Consider the following 17,309-nt stretch of genomic DNA (forward strand, 5'->3'; position numbering starts at 1 on the left):
GCGTCGGGTATTCCCGCTGCCTGCCACCGCCTGCGATTGGCTGGTCCGGGCGCGGCCACCACGGCCTGTCGCCGACGCAGTGGGGTGCCTTCCTGGGGTGTCCAACGGGCGTCGCCATTGACGCTGCGGAGTCGCAGGCGGCACGGGATCAACCGAACGCCTGGTCGGCGTCCGCAGCCGCTGTTTGACGTTGGACACACCCGCGCCGAAGGCCCTCTCGCGGGGGCCGCCGCGGTTGTAGAGTTGGCTGCGGAACACCCCGTCAGAACAGGAGACTTCGTGCCCGACCGCGAGACGCCGGAGCCCTCTGTCGAGACTGGGCGCCCGGAGGACCCGAACCCGCAAGCCGGGTCGATGCCGCGGATCCAGACGTCCGAGATCAAGCAACCCGTCGGCTTCCTCAGCCGCCTCGGGTTGAGCGGTTCCCGCGCGTCCGAGGACGACGAGGCCGACGTCGCCGCGGATGCAGACGCGGGCCAGGGGTTCCACGAGGACTGGGTCAAGACCGAGCCCACCGGTGCCCTGGCCTACATCCCCGAACCGGCCCCGGCCGACGAGCAGGCGCGCCCGCGCACCGACCACGTGCTGCCCAGCGGCAGCGTGGATCTGCCGGGCTCACCCGATGACCGTTCCAAGACCGAGCCCGACTGGGATGGGGTGACGCCGCGGACCGCCGAAGTGCCCGTCGTGGAGCCGCCACGGGAAGCCCCCCCGGCCGCTGGTGCCCCGTCATCCGCCACGCCTTCGGGGTCGGAGGCTTCAGCCCCGGCCCGCACGGAAACGCCGGAGCCCCGTCGTGCCGTCGACACCGGATCCACCGGGACACCGACCACTTCGGCGCCCGGTACCCCCACCGGCAAAGGACGTAAGACCCGCCCCGGTTGGCCAGGCCGCCCGGTCAAGCCGTCGAACCGCTCCACCGCGCCCGGAACCGGCAGTACCGCGGCCGCGCCCCCCGGCGGTACCCGCAAGCCCACTGCCTGGAAGATCCCGGCAGCCCGGCGCCCCCAGCCTGCCCCCTCCACGCCTCCGACGACCAGTACGGTGCCCATCGACCCCGCGGTCGCCCGTGTCGGCAGCCTCGTGCCGCCGGAGGCCCGCACCGGGCCGCAGACCGCCGCCCAGCAGATCGTCCCGCCCCGCGCCGCCAAGGCACCGGCGCGCCCGGTGAACCCGCTGCCCGGCGTGGCGCGGGCAGCGAGCAAGGCCAACCCCGCGGCCCGTCGCATGTTCTCCAAGATCATGCACACCGAATCGCCACCGACGCAGGCGTTCTCGATCGTGGACCGCCTGGTGGGCAGCCCGTATGCCAACCCGACGATCCAGCAGGCTCCGGAATTCGATGCGAACGCCCGCCAGACCCTGGAGTTCGCCTTGGACATGGCTGAGGCGATGTTCCGCTTCGGGGCCGGTGCCCTGCAGGCCGAGACCAGTGTCATTGCCGTGACCGCCTCGCTGGGGCTGCGCAACGTCGACGTGGAGATCACCAACCAGTCCATCCACCTCAACTACGCGCCACAAGACCAGAACCCGGTCGCGCTGCTGCGCGTCGTGCGTTCCTGGACCGGGAACTACCGTGGCCTGGCCAACCTGCACCGGCTCGTGGCGGACATCGTCGCCGGCGAGCTCACGCGCACGCAGGCCGCCGATCGGTTGCACCAGATCCTGCGTCAGCCCAAGCCGTTTCCGCGCTGGATGGCCACTGCAGGCGGCGGTGGGTTCACCGCGGCCTTCGTGGTCTTCATCGGCGGCAGCTGGCTCGGGGCCCTGCTGGGCTTCGTCTCGTTCTGCCTGATCACCCAGATCATGGATACCGTCGGCCGTTGGAGGGTCCCCGAGTTCTTCACCATCGGACTCGGCTCGGCCGTGACGACGGCGATTGCCATGCTCTTGTGGGCGGTCGATGCCCCGATTTCCCCGGCGGTGGTCGTGGCCGGCGGCATCATGCTGCTGCTGCCCTCATCGCGGTTCGTCTCGGCGGTCCAGGATGCGATCAACGGCTTCCCGGTCACCGCCGCGGGGAGGTTCTTCTCCTCGATGCTGATCTACGGGGCGATCATCGCGGGCATCACCGCGGCGCTGGTCGCCGGGACCATGCTGGGCATGAAACGCCTGGATGTGGCGAACGTGGCCCAGATCGACTACCCGAAGCCCTTCCTGGTGTTCCTGGTCTTCGTCGCCGTCGCCTGTGTTGCGGTGTTCGAACAGACGGCGCATTCGCTGGTTCTGCCCACCGCTGGCGTCGCCATGACCGGCTACCTGGCCTATCTGCTGGCCGCGCAGTTCGGCGTGGGGGAGCGGCTCACCCCGGCGGTGGCCGCCGTGGTGGTCGGTGGACTGGGGCGCTGGGTTGCGCTGCGCATGGGCGCCCCGCAGCTGGTGGTCGCCGTCCCCGCGGTGACGTTCCTGTTGCCGGGTCTGATGATCTTCCGCGCCATGTACGGGATCACCATCGATGCCGGTGACATGTCGGTGGGCCTGATCCAGATGTTCAACGCGTTCACCATCATCCTGGCGGTGGCCGGAGGTGTCGTGCTCGGTGATACCGTCGCCCGGCCCTTCACCAAGGGCTGGAACACCCACGAGCGTCGGCGCATCCGCCGCCGTTGACCGTGCGGCGTGGACGGGGCGCTACAGCCCGGGCAACGTCTGCTCGGCCTCCGGTTGGGTGCCCGGGAGCCGCCAGTCCACTGGGGCCGCCCCCTGCTCCGCCAGCAGGTCGTTGGCGCGGGTGAAGGGGCGCGAGCCGAAGAAGCCCCGCCGTGCCGACAGGGGAGAGGGGTGCGCGCTGGTGATCACCGGCGTCGTTCCCAGCAGGGGTTCGAACCGCTGGGCGTGCCGTCCCCAGAGGATCGACACCAGCGGTGCGTCCCGTGCGGCCAGTGCCGTCAGCGCGGCCGTCGTGATCTCCTGCCAGCCCAGTTTCTGGTGTGAATTGGTGTCCCCGGCGGCGACCGTGAGGATCGGGTTGAGCAGCAGCACGCCCTGGTCCGCCCAGGGGGTGAGATCGCCGGTGGCGGGGAACGGGTGGCCGGTGTCGGCGACATATTCGGTGAAGATGTTGGCCAGGCTGCGCGGCAGCGGGCGCACGGCGGCGTCCACGGCGAAGGCCAACCCGATCGAGTGCCCCGGTGTCGGATACGGGTCCTGGCCCAGGATGAGGACTTTGACCTCGGACATCGGCCGGTGGAAGGCGCGCAGCACCTGCCCGGGGGTGGGCAGGACCAGTTCGCCGGCCGCACGGCGCCGTGACACCTCGGCCTCGACCTCGTGCAGCCGGGGCAGCACCGGTTCCAGGGCCCGGGCCCAATCCGGTGCCATCGGCCAGGGGGTCTGCGGCGCATCGGTGTCCATGGCCCCATTCTGCCCGGCGGGACGCGCCGCACACCAAATGACATCGATGTCATTCACCCCTATCATGGAGGGTGGGGAAGACCCCGCGCACCGGTGGTTACCGGACGGCGGGACGCAGGAGCAGAGACGGCCCAAGGAGGCACATCATGGCGGTTCAGGCCGGCGAACTGGAGTTCGACGTCGACGAGACCAGTGCCCTGGATGAACGCGACCAGCGGATCCTGGCCCTCGAGCGCCAATGGTGGAAATATGCCGGGGCCAAGGAACAAGCCATCCGGGAGCTCTTCGACCTGTCGGCGGCGAACTACTACCAGCTGCTCAACGCGCTGATCGACACGGACGCCGCACTGGCATATGACCCGATGTTGGTCAAAAGATTGCGTAGACTTCGATCGACGAGACACCGCGCCCGCAGCGCCCGCCGGCTGGCCGGGGACGCCTAGGGCGCAAGGCCCCGCCACCACCTGCCTGACGCACCGAAGGAACCAAGGACAGCGATGACGAAGCACCCGAACGACGAGTTCGACAGGGTCCCGGAATTCACCAACCGCAAGGGTGTCCACCGCCAGGCCATGGCCGCCGGCGTGACCGCGCGCCGCTCCCCGTTGGGCTGGATCATCGCCTTCGGTGCCCTCGCCCTGGTCGTGGGTCTTTTCAGCTTCTTCGTGCTGCCACAGTTGACTGGCCATCCGGTCGCCACCACCGCAGCCGCATCCTCCAGCGCCACCACCTCCCCGGCTGCCACGGACGACGCCGGCGCCTCCTCCGCGACGCAGAGTGCCTCGGTCAGCGCCTCCGAGGATGCCGGCGCCTCCGAATCCGCAGCTGCCTCCTCCTCCTCGAAGGCCGCAGCCGCAGCCGCGGCGAAGGAATCCAAGGCCGCCGCGTCGTCCAGTGCCGCAGCTGCCGCCTCGTCCAGCAAGGCCAACGCCGCACCTGACCTGTCCACGAAGGTGGGCGTCTTCAACGGCTCGCGGCGCTCCGGGCTGGCGGCCTCGGCCAGGAACACGCTCTCCGGTGCCGGGTTCACCAACACCAGCTCGGCAAACTGGACCAAGAAGGTCAACACGTCGATCGTCTACTACGCGTCCGATGCGGACAAGGCGACCGCGCAGAAGGCCGCCAGTGCCCTGGGCATCAACGCGCTCTACCAGACGTCGCAGATCCCCGGGAAGATCGCCGTCGTCCTCGGCTCCAACTTCTAGGAACCACCCGCCCCTCCCGCAGGGCCACCCGGAAACCGGGTGGACGGCTCAGCTCTGCCAAGTATCTGCCATGCATTTAGCGAAATCGGCGCCTACGGCTTGCACTCTCGGGTGGGGAGTGCCAATAATTGACTTAGCACTCGGGTGTGGGGACTGCTAAACACGGTGCGGATCGAATCCGCTCCCGTGCAGCGCAGCCACATATGCCGGGTGAACCCCGGATCAGTTGCAGCGAGGGTAGTGGGCACGGCGTTCAGACAACGCAGGGCCCCGCCCGTCCGTCGCGGGCGTTTCAGCTGGTTCATGAACTCGCATGACCGTCCCGAAAGGACCACTAGCCACCATGGCCAAGATGATTGCATTTGACGAGGAAGCACGCCGCGGCCTCGAACGGGGTCTGAACACCCTGGCCGACGCCGTCAAGGTGACCCTCGGCCCGCGCGGGCGCAACGTTGTCCTCGAGAAGAAGTGGGGCGCGCCCACCATCACGAACGACGGCGTCTCCATCGCCAAGGAAATCGAGCTGGACGACCCGTACGAGAAGATCGGCGCCGAGCTGGTCAAGGAGGTCGCCAAGAAGACCGACGACATCGCGGGCGACGGCACCACCACCGCCACCGTGCTGGCACAGGCCCTGGTCAAGGAAGGCTTGCGCAACGTTGCCGCCGGCGCCGACCCGCTGTCGCTCAAGCGCGGCATCGAGAAGGCCGTCGAGGCCGTGACCGCCGAGCTCTTCGACTCCGCAGTGGAGATCGAGACCAAGGAGCAGATCGCCGCCACCGCGTCGATCTCCGCCGGTGACTCCCAGATCGGCGAGCTCATCGCCGAGGCCCTGGACAAGGTCGGCAAGGAAGGCGTCATCACCGTCGAGGAGTCCAACACCTTCGGGCTGGACCTCGAGCTGACCGAGGGCATGCGCTTCGACAAGGGCTACCTCTCGGCCTACTTCGTCTCCGACGCCGAGCGCCAGGAAACGGTCCTCGAGGACCCGTACATCCTGATCGTCAACTCCAAGATCTCCTCCGTCAAGGACATGGTCGCCATCCTCGAGAAGGTCATGCAGTCCGGCAAGCCGCTGCTGATCATCGCCGAGGACATCGAGGGCGAGGCCCTGGCCACCTTGGTCGTCAACAAGCTCAAGGGCACCTTCAAGTCAGTGGCCGTCAAGGCCCCGGGCTTCGGTGACCGCCGCAAGGCCATGCTGGCCGACATCGCCATCCTCACCGGTGGCCAGGTCATCTCCGAGGAGGTCGGACTCTCCCTCGAGACCGCCACCCTGGACCAGCTGGGCCAGGCCCGCAAGGTCGTCGTCACCAAGGACGAGACCACCATCGTCGAAGGTGCAGGCGACGCCGAGGAGATCTCCGGTCGCGTTAACCAGATCCGCGCCGAAATCGAGAACTCCGATTCGGACTACGACCGCGAGAAGCTGCAGGAACGCCTGGCCAAGCTGGCCGGCGGCGTTGCAGTCATCAAGGCCGGTGCTGCTACCGAGGTCGAGCTCAAGGAACGCAAGCACCGCATCGAAGACGCAGTGCGCAACGCCAAGGCAGCAGTGGAAGAGGGCATCGTCGCCGGCGGCGGCGTGGCCCTGATCCAGGCCGGTGCGAAGGCCTTCGAGAAGCTGACCCTGGAAGGCGATGAGGCCACTGGCGCCAACATCGTCAAGGTCGCCATCGAGGCCCCGCTGAAGCAGATCGCCTTCAACGCCGGCCAGGAGCCGGGCGTCGTCGCCGACAAGGTGAAGGGCCTGCCCTCGGGCCACGGCTTCAACGCCGCCACCGGCGTCTATGAGGACCTGCTCAAGGCCGGCGTGAACGACCCGGTGAAGGTCACCCGCTCTGCCCTGCAGAACGCTGCCTCCATCGCGGGCCTGTTCCTCACCACCGAGGCCGTTGTCGCCGACAAGCCGGAAAAGGCCGCTCCGGCCATGCCCGGTGGCGATGACATGGGCGGCATGGGCGGCTTCTAGCCACCCGGGCGCTCCAGTCTATCCAGTAGTACGACGTCGGCGCGGTCACCTCATGGAGGTGGCCGCGCCGACGGCGTTAACCTGACGTCGGCGGAAACTTCTATTTTTCTAACGAAAGTGATTGACGCGTGTTCGTCATGGGATCACTGATTGACCGATGCGGCAAGCGCGAGTTGAACACGAGCGGTAATGGAGCGGCACGCTCTCTGGCAGACGGCGTGGTGGTCCCCTTCAGCCATCCAGAGCGGTGACGCTCGAGAGGACCATGGGCAATTGGGATAGCCCGCTGTGAGTTCTACCGGCGAGGTGAAATGCGTCGGAACCGCATGGGATCGCTGGGACAGAAGTTCCTCGCTCCTCATATAGTCTGTCGAAATGAAGCAGTCATTGGAACCGCTCACAACTGATGTGCGGGCGAAGAATCTTGTGTATGTATCGACGGCAAAGCTAGAACAACTGGCACTTGATCCGGCTAAGCGTGGCTTCAACGTTGCGGCACCGCTGGGCGGGGGTGGATTCGGCCTTCCTTCCAGACAGCTCGGTGTCCGTGACCTCCTGGAATCCGCAGGAAAATTGTTAGAACAAAACGGGATTATGACCTACGAAATCCCGCCGACGATCGGCCAGTGGCTTCTCGTTCGAGTGAGTGCAAAGTGTGGCAGCGCCTGGCCCTGGGCCGGTGAGCACGGTGATCTCGTTGAGACGGCATGGTGGTTGGGTCAATCGGAGAAGCTCCGGATTCTTGCCTATGGCCATAGAGCCCATCTAGTCGGTACAGGCAAAATTCCTCCTTCCATTGATTCCGAAAGTGTAGCCACCTGGTGGCCCTCTATCGATGGCGGCTACCGAAAGCTGCTCAAGGCTGTTGCGAAAGTCGTGGTCAGTGACAGCCTTGAGGTCGAGTTGGAGCCGCCGCAAGACGCCAAAGCAACCTTCCGTGGCTTGGAAAACTACTACTTCAACGACGGCGTTCAACGACGCGACCACCTTGTGCGACAAGGCATATTCGAGATGCTCTTACGCGTGGACGGCGTTGAAGAGGGCAACGACGATGAAGCCCATATTGTTTTCGGTAGTCCGTTGTGGGTTGCTCGGGAAACAAGAGCAGTTCCGGGAACTTATCTTGTCCAGGATTACCCGGAGGAATCCGGCGTGGTGGCTGTGGCGTCGTGGGACGGGTTGGCATGGTCGGACTTAAGAGTGAAGGACGGGCGCAACACGATTCTCGGCTATCGAGAATCCAACGTTGCCTTGCCGCCGATACCGACTGAGCCACCTGACGTGGGCGACATCATCAGTCTGGATATTCGGCCTATTCCTCCTTCAGCCGTGACGAAAGCCGAGGCCGTCGCTGTACCGCCGCAAAACGGGCTTCTTACGTGGTTCCAACGTAAGTGGAAGGGGGAATAACACCTTTGAGTGAGGTGGAAAGGGTGTGGGAACGCAGTTCTCACGAAGAGGTTTCGAGCAATCGGCTTCCCTACCTCGACGACCGGACTTCGTCCTTTGGTTAGTAGCAACGGTCGGGGCCGCCGCCCACTACTTACAGGATCCGGAGGCATTCAAAGAGCCTTACATCCAGATTTTGGTTCCTCTGACCGCTGCTGGAGACGACGAGAAGTAGTGCAAGACTATCCGAGCGGTCAGGGGGCTGGATACCCCAGATCGGCCAGTTCCGCAGTGAGGTTCTCCCGAGCGGCGACTTCCCACAAGTCCCTGCCGGTGGCCGTGGCATACAACGGTTCGGTGGCCAGCAGGGTGCGGAGCACCTGGGCCCGGCCGACCGCGAAGTCCGCCGCGGGGACGTGCGAGTACTCGCGCCGCACCGCGGTGGCATAGCGGGCGTAGGCGGGCCGGGAACGGGCGAGGACTTCCAGGTCCGCATCGCACAACAGGCGTCCGGCGGCGTCGTCCGCCTCCGGCCAATGACTGGCGGTCAACCGCACCAGCCGGGCGACTTCGGCCACCTCGTCCGCCGGTACCCCCGCGCGCGGGAGCAGGCGCTCGGCCAGCTGGGCGGATTCCTCCTCGTCCTGACCGGCGGCTCCTGCATAGACGGCGTCGTGGAACCAGGCCGCGAGCCAGGGCGCCCGCGGATGGGGTCCGACCGGCTCGCCGCGGCTACGGAGCAGGTCCAGGGCGCGCAGCACCGCCAACAGATGAGCGCGGTCGTGGTACTGCCGGTGTTCCTCGGACCACCGGGTGATCAGCTGCGCGGCGATGCCGGAATGACCGGGAAGGAGCCGGTCCCACGCGTCGGTGAGGACGCCATCAAGGCGTTCGGGACGCTGTCGGGCCGGAATGCGCACGCCGGAGCGGATGAGGCGTCGTGCGAGTTCGGTGGCAGATACCGGTAGTGCGCCGCGAGCGACCAGGTCGTCGAACCGCTGGCGCGGGACGTCATAGTGGTCGCGGTCAAAGGCCCGGTGGGTGAGTTCGGCGGCCGCGGCGAAGGCATGGAGCTCCTCGACGGAGACGTCGGAGACCAGATGCGAGAACGCTGTGCCGTGGGCGGGCCAGAGCGGGGGATCGATGAGGATGGCCATGGGCCCAGATTACTCGCGGCGGTGGGGCGGGTCAGGCAGTGTCGCCCAAGGGGTAGCGCGGCGCCAGTCCCGGCCCTCGAGGATCGCCGGTGCACAGGCGCCGGTTTCCGGCTTTTCGCGCCCGTGCGAGCAGGTTCGCGGTGGTCTCGTAGTCGGAGGTGTCCACGCTGGCCAGGATCGGGGTGTCTGGGTGACCGGTGGACCGACGAGGTGGAAGTGTTCGGGGGAGAACCACGCCGTGTGGTCCGGTGTCGAGTACGAAGAAGCGGATGTCCACGTTGATGGCCACGTCCGGAGGGTAGAGGCCGATGACGTCTCGGACCGGTTCGAGCGTGAAGTCGGTCAGGTCGGCGATGCCGGGTAACGGTGCGGCCAAGCCCGCCCAGGACACGGACGCCTGAGGACACGAAAACCGCTTAGTAGGTGAACATACGCGCGTTGGCGGCCTCGGCCTCGTCGTACTGCTGGGAGGCGTGGCTGAGGGCGGTATTGATGGCCGTCAGGGACTCCTCGACTTTCATCTGGGTGGCCCGCCAATCGGCGACCACCGCCTGGAAGTTGCTGGCGGCAGCACCGTGCCATGAGGACTCCAGGTCGCGCAGTCCTGACTGCATGGTGTTGACCTCGGCGCGTAGGCGCTCGATCGTCCCCTGGACGGCTTGTGCGCGACCGCGCATGTCCTCAGTGTTTGCCGAAAAGCTGCTCATGGCCACTCCTGCCTCGCATGACGGGCCGCGTCGCGACCGGGACGCTGGGCGGCGTCCTGACTGCCACGATGCCGCCCCGGCGGCCCCTGTGGGACGGCCGGGGGCAGAGTGTGGATAACTCAGTCGTCGCCGTCGTCCGTGGAGGGATCGTCGGCGGGGACCAGCGGCAGGCGGATGGCCATGGTGGCACCGCCACCAGGGGTATCGCTGAGGCGGACGGACCCGTCATGTTGGGCGGCAATCGCGGCAACAATCGCCAAGCCGAGACCGGTCCCACCCGTTTCGCGCTGCCGTGAGCTGTCGGCGCGGTAGAAGCGCTCGAACACCCTCGCTGCATCCTCTTCGGAGATTCCCGGACCATGATCGCGGATCTCCAGCACGGCATCGGATCGGCCGTCGATGACCGGCAGGACGCCGACCGCCACCTCCAGGGGGGAACCCGTCGGGGTGTAACGCAGGGCGTTGGTCATCAGGTTGGCCACGACCTGGCGCAACCGTTGTTCGTCGCCACTGGTGGGCGCACTGCTGGGTTGCGGGCCCTCGAGTCCGACGAGCGTCACTTTCCGTTCCGGGGCGTTGACATGCGCATCCTCCACTGCGTCGGAGGCCAGCATGAACAGGTCCACGGGCTGACGTTCGAGGGGACGCTGTTCATCCAGCCGGGCCAATGTCAGCAGATCCTCGACCAGTTGGGCCATGCGCTTGGCCTCGCCCTCAATCCTCCCCATGGCAGTTCCCAGCTGCTCCTGGTCCGTCAGACCGCCGTGGCGGTACAACTCGGAGTACCCCTGGATGGTGACCAATGGTGTGCGCAGCTCGTGGGAGGCATCTTGGATGAAGCGCCGCATCTTTCCTTCGGACGCGGCCCGGCCGCGGAAGGCATATTCGATATGGGCCAGCATGGCGTTCAACGAGCGCGATAGCCGGCCGACCTCCGTCTCTGGCGGGTAGTCCTCGACACGACGCGAGAGGTCGCCGGCGGCAATCGCCGCGGCCGTTCGTTCGACCCGGACCAGCGGTCGCAGCGCCCGGCCGGTGATGCCGTAGGCGATCATCGACATGACCAGCGTGACGAGCGTCCCGCTGGTGACCACCAGCTTGGTCGCCATGGACACAGTGTCCGTGGCGGCCTTCCGGGGGAGCGAGACGACCACGTAGCCGCTGTTATTGCTCAACGGGTAGACACCGGAGCGCCATCCCTGGGAGCCGGCTTCCGAACCCTTGACATTCGTGTAGGGCGAGGATCGTTGGCGGACCTGATTGATGGTCATGGTCGGCACAACCGGTCCGTCGCTGTGCTGGGGGTGGGGCAGCTCGTAGAGGACCTTGCCGTTGTTGTCGCGCAACGTGCCGCGGAACCTGTTGAACTCCAGGGCGGCGCCCTCGCTCGGCGCTTCCTGGTTCTTCCAGGAGGACCACATGATGTTGGCCAGAGCCACCCTGTTGTCCGTCAGGTCCTTGTTCATCTGGTCCTGCAACGTCAGACGCAGCGAGGCCGACGCGGTCAGGGCGGTGACGAGCACCCCGCACATCATCAGGATGGCCATCAGGGCCACGAGCTTGGAGCGCAGGGAGACCTGCCGCAGCAGGCGGGGGAGGGAACGCACCCGGGCAGCCTAGCGTCGGTCGGCGGAGCGCAGCAGGTAACCGACGCCGCGCTTGGTCTGGATCATCGCCGGCCAGTCCTCCCGGGCGTCGATCTTGCGGCGCAGGTAGGAGATGTAGGACTCCACGATGGAGGCGTCGCCGTTGAAGTCATATTCCCAGACGTGGTCCAGGATCTGCGCCTTGGAGAGCACCCGGTTGGGGTTCATCATCAGGTAGCGCAACAATTTGAATTCGGTGGGGGACAAGTCGACTATTTCGCCGGCGCGCCGGACCTCGTGGGCGTCATCGTCGAGCTCGAGGTCGTCGACGCGGATCACCGCGTCGTCCTCGTCCTGCGGCTGGGTCCGGCGGAGCACGGCACGGATCCGGGCCACGACCTCGTCGAGACTGAACGGCTTGGTGACATAGTCATCGCCACCGACGGTCAGGCCCATGACCTTGTCCTCGGTCCCGTCACGTGCGGTGAGGAACAGCACCGGGAAGTGGCGTCCTGCGGCGCGCAGCTTGCGGGTGACGGTGAAGCCGTCCATGTCGGGAAGCATGACATCCAGGACGGCGAGGTCCGGGAGTTCCTTTTCGACGGCGGCCAGTGCCTCACGCCCGTTGGCAGCGGCAACGACGGAAAACCCGGCGAAGCGAAGGGAAGTGGACAGCAGTTCGCGGATGTTGGGTTCGTCGTCGACGACCAGGAGTTTGGCTTCCGCAGGTTTCTCAGTCATATCAGACATTGTGCGTGCAAAGTCTGGGAGTTTTCTGGGTGTCCGATGTGTGCCCTGGCGGTTTCGCGGGCCATCGGTGCCCGTCGTCAGCTCCGGCGGCGTTCCCGGATCCGCAACAGCAGCAGGGCGATCAGCAGCAGGAAGGCCACCGGCAGTCCGTACAGTCCCACGGCCATGAGCGCGGTGAACGGAGTGGCGCCGACCATGTACTGCACCAGCACGAAAGCCAAGGACAGGATCGAGACGACGGCGACCGCGGAGGCGAGCACGGTGACGACCCGCTGCGCGGTGGCGGGGGATTCGACGGTATTCACCCCGTCAAATTATCAGCGTCACGACGGGCGTCAAAGTCCGTGGCGCCGTTCCCATGCCGTACCCTAGGGAAATAGACTTCCCCGGCTTGGTCGTACCCGCGCGCAGACGCTGCCGGTGCGAGTGCGGGCCGGGAATCCAGACGCGGCGCAGCCAACGAGCTAGGCGCCGCCGGTACGTGAGAACGAGGTAAGTGCAGTGCCTTTTGGCAAAGTGAAGTGGTTTGAGGCCTCGAAGGGCTTCGGGTTCCTGGTCGGCGACGACGGCGAGGAGGTGTACCTGCATGCCTCCGCGCTGCCCGAGGGCACCACTGACGTCCGGGCCGGTACGCGGATGGAATACGGCGTGGCCCAGGGCCGCAAGGGTGCACAGGCGCTCTCGGCCCGCATCGTGGACGCCGCCCCGTCGGTCGTGCGCGCTAAGCGCAAGCCGGCCGAGGACACGGCGATCCTGATCGAAGACCTCATCAAGGTCCTCGACAGCGTCTCCAACGGACTGCGCAAGGGCCGCTACCCGGAGAAAAGCCACGCGACCAAGGTGGCTGCAGTCCTGCGCCGCGTCGCCGACGACATGGACGCCTGAGTATGGCACGGGCACCGAAAATCGATGCGGTGCTGGGCGCCGGGGTCGACCTGGCCCGCAGCACGCTGCTGGACACCGTGGAGCCTGCCCAGGTGGGCGAACACCTCGGGTGCACCGCCGATGACGACCGCGTGCTCACCCACCGGTTCGAGGCCAAGCTGCCCGGTTACGCCGGCTGGAACTGGTACGTGACCCTGGGCCGCGTCCCGCGCGGGAAGGTGCCGACCGTCTGCGAGACCGGGTTGCTGCCCGGCGACGGCGCGCTATTGGCCCCCGAATGGGTGCCCTGGGCCGATCGGGTGCGCCCGGAGGAGCTGGAGGCCCAGAAGGCGGCCGAGGCCGAAGCCTCCGGTCAGGCCCCCGGCGATCAGCCCACCGGGGATCTGTCCCCTGCCACGCACGACGACGATGCCTCCTCGGGCGCCCCGGACGACGCAGGCGACACCGAGAGTGGCAACGGGCCCACCGAGGGCGGCACCGACGTCGAGACCGTCGACACCGCTGCGACCCCCGATGAGCCGGATGAAGTCGTCGAGGACGACGAGGAACTGGTCGACGCCGAACACGCAGCCGAGGAGGCGCCCCGGCGTAGTCGTTCCCGCCGTCGTCGTCGGTAGTACCTGCACCTACGCAACGGGCCGCGGCTCCCCACCATCCGGGGAACCGCGGCCCGTTGCCTTGACCGGTGCTACATGTTTTCCAGCACGTAGTCGATGCAGGCGGTCAGTGCGCTGACGTCGTCCGGCTCGATGGCCACGAACGTGGCGATGCGCAGCTGGTTCCGGCCCAGCTTGCGGTACGGCTCCGTGTCCACGATGCCGTTGGCGCGCAGGATCTTGGCCACCCGGGTGGCGTCGACCGATTCGTCGAAGTCGATCGTCGCAATGACGTTGGACCGCTCGTCGGCGTTGACCACGTACGGGGTCGCGACCGCGGAGGCCTCGGCCCAGGAGTAGACGCGCTGCGCCGAGTCCGCGGTGCGGGCCGCGGCCCAGTCCAGCCCGCCCTGGCCGTTGAGCCATTCGACCTGCGCGTTCAGGGTCACCAGCGTGGATAGTGCGGGGGTGTTGTAGGTCTGGTTCTTCAGCGAGTTGTCGATGGCGGTCCGCAGATCCAGGAAGTCGGGGATCCAGCGGTCGGAGGAACCGATGCGTTCGGCCCGCTCCAGCGCGGCGGGGGAGAAGAGGCCCAGCCACAAACCGCCGTCGGAGGCGAAGTTCTTCTGGGGCGCGAAGTAGTAGACGTCGGTCTCGGAGACATCGACGGCCAGCCCGCCGGCAGCCGACGTGGCGTCCACCAGCACCAGTGAGCCGTCGTCGGCCCCGCTGACCCGGCGCACGGGGGCTGCCACTCCGGTGGAGGTCTCGTTCTGCGGCCAAGCGTAGACGTCCACCCCGGATTCGGCGACGGGCTCGGGGCGGGTCCCGGGTGCGGAGCTGATGATCGAGGAGGCCTGCAGGAAGGGGGCATTGTCGGTGGCCTTGGCGAACTTCGAGCCGAATTCACCGAAGGAGAGGTGCTGGGCCTTCTGCTCGACCAGTCCGAAGGAGGCGACGTCCCAGAAAGCGGTGGAACCGCCGACGCCGAGGATGACCTCGTAGCCGTCGGGGGCGTTGAAGAAGGTGGAGAGTCCTTCGCGGATGCTGCCGACCAGGTTCTTCACGGGGGCCTGGCGGTGTGAGGTCCCCAGGATCGTGGGGTTGGCCGCGGCCAGCGCCTCCAGCTGTTCGGGGCGGACCTTCGAGGGCCCGGCACCGAAGCGACCGTCCGCGGGAAGAAGGGCTGCGGGGATGCTCAGCGAATCGGTCAAGTTCTGCTCCTGCCATCGGGGTGTTCTGTGGTGCGGGTCTGGTCTTTCGGCCGCGACCCGGCTTCAATGGTCCCGCACGGGCGGGGGGAATGCCGAAACCCGTCGGCATTGTTAACGCAGGTAGAGTTGGATCCACGGGTCCACCGTCCATCGCCCCGCCCTACAGGAGTGCCACGCAGTGACAGATCTGATCGACACCACCGAGATGTACTTGAGGACCATTCTGGAACTCGAGGAAGAGGAAATCACGGCATTGCGCGCTCGCATTGCCGAGCGGCTGGATCATTCCGGCCCCACGGTCTCCCAGACGGTGGCCCGGATGGAACGCGACGGGCTGGTCGTGGTGACCCCCGACCGCCATCTGGAGCTGACGGCCGCCGGACGCGAACGCGCCACCTCGGTCATGCGCAAGCACCGCCTGGCGGAGCGCTTGTTGGCCGACGTCATCGGGCTCGAATGGGAGTACGTCCACGACGAGGCCTGCCGCTGGGAACACGTGATGAGCGAGCGCGTGGAGAAGCGCCTCTACAACCTGCTCGGCCAGCCCACGGATTCGCCCTATGGCAACCCGATCCCCGGCTTGGAGATCCTCGGCGGACCCGCAGCCCATGAATTCGCCCTCGGCGTACAGAACCTCGAGGCCGCACTGCTGGCCGGGAACACCGGGCCCGTCGCCGTCGAACGCCTGGCCGAGGCCATCCAGGTCGACCCGGAACTGCTGGCACAACTGAACGACGGCGGAATCCGCCCGGGTGCACAGGTCACCCTGGAGCGAGCCGGCGAGTACGTCGTCGTGCGGGTACAGGGCATCGAAGGAGCCCTGGAGCTGCCGGTGGAGGTCAGCGCCCACGTCTTCGTGGCCCGGGACGCTTGATAACGGAACTGTTACTTCGTATTCGATTAAGATACCGTTGGTAACAGATGGGGATTCGTCCCGATCACCCCTTCCGACCGCCTGATCCTGCCTGCGGAACGGGTCCGTTCGCTTGACAGGCAGGGGTGGAGAACCCAATTTTTTGCGGTCCGTTGTGCCGGGATGTCCCGGCGCCGGCCCTCTCGGGGTGAAGCCGCATCGCAGCCCGGCTGTGTGCGGCCGGGCCTGACCGGCCCGAATCCGACAGCTAACTCCGCAGGCGCCCATGAGAGGTCCCTTTGACAGATCACAAGCGTTCAGGTCGTCGTGCTGCCGTCGCCCCCGAGGCAACTGAGCCCGCCGCCGCACCCGACGCCGGCTGTTACCTGCCGCGCCGCTTCGACGGCGCCATGCGATACGCCCCCACGGCACATCCCGCTCGCCGTGAGTCCGTTGTACCCCTAGCCGATCTCGACCCCGCCGCTCCCGTGGCGGACATCATCCCCCTGTTGGCCGACGCCACGCCTGCGCAGGCGCCTGCCGCCTCGGTCAGGAACCGGGGAAGTTTCGATGCGACGGTCATCGGTCTGCCCGAGGGTACACGGGCGGTAGCCGCTGAGGCCCGTCCCGCCGTACCCTCCCGGAAGCCGCGCGGTGGGGAAGCCGCGAAGCGTCCGGTCCTGGCCTGGAGCCATCGGTTCGCCGCCGTTGCGGCGGTATCCGGGCTGGCGCTGGCCGCCGCCTACCCGACCTTGGTCGGCAGCGACGAGGCGCCCGCCGAGCGCGTCGCCCACGAGACGGCGGCACAGGTCGCCGACGTGAACGTCCCGGGAACCGACGACTACTCAATCGTCCGCGCTTCGGTGTCCAGCAGCTTCAGCAAGGACGACCAGCTCAGCTACCTGATGTCTGCCTCCGGCGGGAACATCAACACCATCGACACGCACGGCGTGCTGGCCCAACCGGTCAACCACGTGCGGATCACCTCCCCCTTCGGTGCGCGGGCCAACCCGACCGGTGAGGGTGCACAGGTCCATATTGGCCAGGACTACGGCGTTCCCTGTGGAACTCCTGTCAAGGCATCGGCCTCGGGGACAGTTGTCCAGGCCGAGATGGCCGGGCATTCGGGGAACCGGGTGCGCATTGACCACGGCAATGGCCTGGAAACCACCTACAACCACAACACCAGTTTGAAGGTGGCGGTGGGGCAGAAGGTCAAGCGCGGGGACGTGGTGTCCATCAGTGGCACGACCGGCAACTCGACCGGTTGCCATCTGCACCTTGAGGTGCTGGTCGACGGTCACGCCGTGGACCCTGCAGGGTGGCTCTGAGCCCTGCAAATCACGGGCCGTGATCGGGAAATAACCGTTTCGTGACCGGAACGTGACTTTTACAGCCGTTTCATATAAAGTTGTCGACGTGCCAGGCCGCATAGGGGCCAGGCGCACTCGAGCAGATTGCCGAATACTGCCACTGCCCGAGGTCCGTTCGCAAATCATCGCTTGGCAGTAGCGGGGGAACCACATTTCGGGTCCACAAGGATCCTTGGGGTTAAGTGTCACGGTCCGTTCTCTGGACCTGACACCGAGTGACTCCCACTCGAATCCGACAGCTCACCTCGTAGGCATTGGGAGAGGTAAT

General features: G+C 66.8%; 17 protein-coding genes and 2 riboswitches. Of the genes, 9 read left to right on the plus strand and 8 right to left on the minus strand.

All coding sequences use genetic code 11. The features are described from left to right. Positions 1–279 precede the first annotated feature (279 nt). On the plus strand, positions 280–2,610 hold the full coding sequence (locus tag ABD088_RS09600; RefSeq protein WP_343901708.1) for a threonine/serine exporter family protein: 2,331 nt from the start codon (positions 280–282) through the stop codon (positions 2,608–2,610). Positions 2,611–2,631: 21 nt separating this feature from the next. Here the strand turns inward: ABD088_RS09600 and ABD088_RS09605 are convergent, their stop codons facing one another. Further along, a complete protein-coding gene (locus tag ABD088_RS09605; RefSeq protein ID WP_343901709.1) occupies positions 2,632–3,354 on the minus strand; it encodes a uracil-DNA glycosylase in 723 nt (240 codons plus the stop codon). 146 nt (positions 3,355–3,500) lie between these two features. On the opposite strand from ABD088_RS09605, the gene ABD088_RS09610 reads away from it, so the two are divergent. The 4 genes from ABD088_RS09610 (at position 3,501) to ABD088_RS09625 (ending at position 7,941) form a co-directional block, all read left to right on the plus strand. Beyond that, positions 3,501–3,797, plus strand: coding sequence for a DUF3263 domain-containing protein (locus ABD088_RS09610; RefSeq protein WP_343901710.1), 297 nt, complete (start codon positions 3,501–3,503; stop codon positions 3,795–3,797). A gap of 54 nt (positions 3,798–3,851) precedes the next feature. Further along, positions 3,852–4,559 carry a LytR C-terminal domain-containing protein gene (locus ABD088_RS09615; RefSeq protein WP_343901711.1) on the plus strand — a complete coding sequence of 236 codons (708 nt, stop codon included), beginning with the start codon at positions 3,852–3,854 and terminating at the stop codon, positions 4,557–4,559. A 343-nt stretch (positions 4,560–4,902) separates the two neighbouring features. Further along, positions 4,903–6,531, plus strand: coding sequence for a chaperonin GroEL (gene groL / locus ABD088_RS09620; RefSeq protein WP_343901712.1), 1,629 nt, complete (start codon positions 4,903–4,905; stop codon positions 6,529–6,531). A gap of 375 nt (positions 6,532–6,906) precedes the next feature. Further along, complete coding sequence (locus ABD088_RS09625; protein ID WP_343901713.1) at positions 6,907–7,941, plus strand: hypothetical protein; 1,035 nt, start codon at positions 6,907–6,909, stop codon at positions 7,939–7,941. Positions 7,942–8,174: 233 nt separating this feature from the next. On the opposite strand, the gene ABD088_RS09630 is transcribed toward ABD088_RS09625, so the two are convergent. The 6 genes from ABD088_RS09630 to ABD088_RS09655 all read right to left on the minus strand — a co-directional run bounded on the left by ABD088_RS09630 (position 8,175) and on the right by ABD088_RS09655 (position 12,425). Then, the gene (locus tag ABD088_RS09630) at positions 8,175–9,077 is read right to left on the minus strand and encodes a DUF4031 domain-containing protein (protein ID WP_343901714.1); all 903 of its coding nucleotides are present in this window, start codon (positions 9,075–9,077) and stop codon (positions 8,175–8,177) included. Between the two features lie 31 nt (positions 9,078–9,108). Beyond that, positions 9,109–9,453, minus strand: coding sequence for a hypothetical protein (locus tag ABD088_RS09635; RefSeq protein ID WP_343901715.1), 345 nt, complete (start codon positions 9,451–9,453; stop codon positions 9,109–9,111). A 40-nt stretch (positions 9,454–9,493) separates the two neighbouring features. Then, positions 9,494–9,784 carry a WXG100 family type VII secretion target gene (locus ABD088_RS09640; protein ID WP_343901716.1) on the minus strand — a complete coding sequence of 97 codons (291 nt, stop codon included), beginning with the start codon at positions 9,782–9,784 and terminating at the stop codon, positions 9,494–9,496. Between the two features lie 119 nt (positions 9,785–9,903). Further along, positions 9,904–11,391, minus strand: a complete 1,488-nt coding sequence (locus ABD088_RS09645) for a sensor histidine kinase (RefSeq protein WP_343901717.1) — start codon at positions 11,389–11,391, stop codon at positions 9,904–9,906. Positions 11,392–11,400: 9 nt separating this feature from the next. Continuing rightward, positions 11,401–12,111 carry a response regulator transcription factor gene (locus ABD088_RS09650; RefSeq protein WP_343901718.1) on the minus strand — a complete coding sequence of 237 codons (711 nt, stop codon included), beginning with the start codon at positions 12,109–12,111 and terminating at the stop codon, positions 11,401–11,403. A gap of 86 nt (positions 12,112–12,197) precedes the next feature. Then, positions 12,198–12,425: a hypothetical protein gene (locus ABD088_RS09655; protein ID WP_343901719.1), complete on the minus strand. Its 228-nt coding sequence runs from the start codon at positions 12,423–12,425 to the stop codon at positions 12,198–12,200. A 196-nt stretch (positions 12,426–12,621) separates the two neighbouring features. Between ABD088_RS09655 and ABD088_RS09660 the strand changes: the two genes are divergently transcribed. Both ABD088_RS09660 and ABD088_RS09665 read left to right on the plus strand, forming a co-directional pair. Then, on the plus strand, positions 12,622–13,005 hold the full coding sequence (locus tag ABD088_RS09660; RefSeq protein WP_343901720.1) for a cold-shock protein: 384 nt from the start codon (positions 12,622–12,624) through the stop codon (positions 13,003–13,005). 2 nt (positions 13,006–13,007) lie between these two features. Beyond that, complete coding sequence (locus ABD088_RS09665) at positions 13,008–13,622, plus strand: DUF3027 domain-containing protein (RefSeq protein ID WP_343901721.1); 615 nt, start codon at positions 13,008–13,010, stop codon at positions 13,620–13,622. A 71-nt stretch (positions 13,623–13,693) separates the two neighbouring features. On the opposite strand, the gene serC is transcribed toward ABD088_RS09665, so the two are convergent. Then, positions 13,694–14,815: a phosphoserine transaminase gene (serC, locus tag ABD088_RS09670; RefSeq protein WP_343901722.1), complete on the minus strand. Its 1,122-nt coding sequence runs from the start codon at positions 14,813–14,815 to the stop codon at positions 13,694–13,696. A gap of 178 nt (positions 14,816–14,993) precedes the next feature. Here serC and ABD088_RS09675 point away from each other — a divergent pair, with 178 nt between their 5' ends. Together ABD088_RS09675 and ABD088_RS09680 are read left to right on the plus strand one after the other, a co-directional pair. Beyond that, complete coding sequence (locus ABD088_RS09675) at positions 14,994–15,689, plus strand: iron-dependent transcriptional repressor DtxR (RefSeq protein ID WP_343901723.1); 696 nt, start codon at positions 14,994–14,996, stop codon at positions 15,687–15,689. Positions 15,690–15,788: 99 nt separating this feature from the next. Further along, positions 15,789–15,966: riboswitch (cyclic di-AMP (ydaO/yuaA leader) on the plus strand. 1 nt (position 15,967) lies between these two features. Then, positions 15,968–16,999, plus strand: a complete 1,032-nt coding sequence (locus ABD088_RS09680; protein WP_343901724.1) for a M23 family metallopeptidase — start codon at positions 15,968–15,970, stop codon at positions 16,997–16,999. A 133-nt stretch (positions 17,000–17,132) separates the two neighbouring features. Beyond that, a riboswitch (cyclic di-AMP (ydaO/yuaA leader) is annotated at positions 17,133–17,309 on the plus strand.

This window comes from Arthrobacter rhombi (assembly GCF_039526245.1).
GTDB lineage: Bacteria > Actinomycetota > Actinomycetes > Actinomycetales > Micrococcaceae > Arthrobacter_H > Arthrobacter_H rhombi.

Bases quoted from the DNA above. Each gene is read 5' to 3' on its own strand.
- ABD088_RS09650 (WP_343901718.1), bottom strand. From the start codon at position 12,111: ATGACTGAGAAACCTGCGGAAGCCAAACTCCTGGTCGTCGACGACGAA.
- ABD088_RS09610 (WP_343901710.1), top strand. From the start codon at position 3,501: ATGGCGGTTCAGGCCGGCGAACTGGAGTTCGACGTCGACGAGACCAGT.
- ABD088_RS09615 (WP_343901711.1), top strand. From the start codon at position 3,852: ATGACGAAGCACCCGAACGACGAGTTCGACAGGGTCCCGGAATTCACC.
- ABD088_RS09630 (WP_343901714.1), bottom strand. From the start codon at position 9,077: ATGGCCATCCTCATCGATCCCCCGCTCTGGCCCGCCCACGGCACAGCG.
- ABD088_RS09640 (WP_343901716.1), bottom strand. From the start codon at position 9,784: ATGAGCAGCTTTTCGGCAAACACTGAGGACATGCGCGGTCGCGCACAA.
- ABD088_RS09665 (WP_343901721.1), top strand. From the start codon at position 13,008: ATGGCACGGGCACCGAAAATCGATGCGGTGCTGGGCGCCGGGGTCGAC.
- ABD088_RS09625 (WP_343901713.1), top strand. From the start codon at position 6,907: ATGAAGCAGTCATTGGAACCGCTCACAACTGATGTGCGGGCGAAGAAT.
- ABD088_RS09605 (WP_343901709.1), bottom strand. From the start codon at position 3,354: ATGGACACCGATGCGCCGCAGACCCCCTGGCCGATGGCACCGGATTGG.
- groL (WP_343901712.1), top strand. From the start codon at position 4,903: ATGGCCAAGATGATTGCATTTGACGAGGAAGCACGCCGCGGCCTCGAA.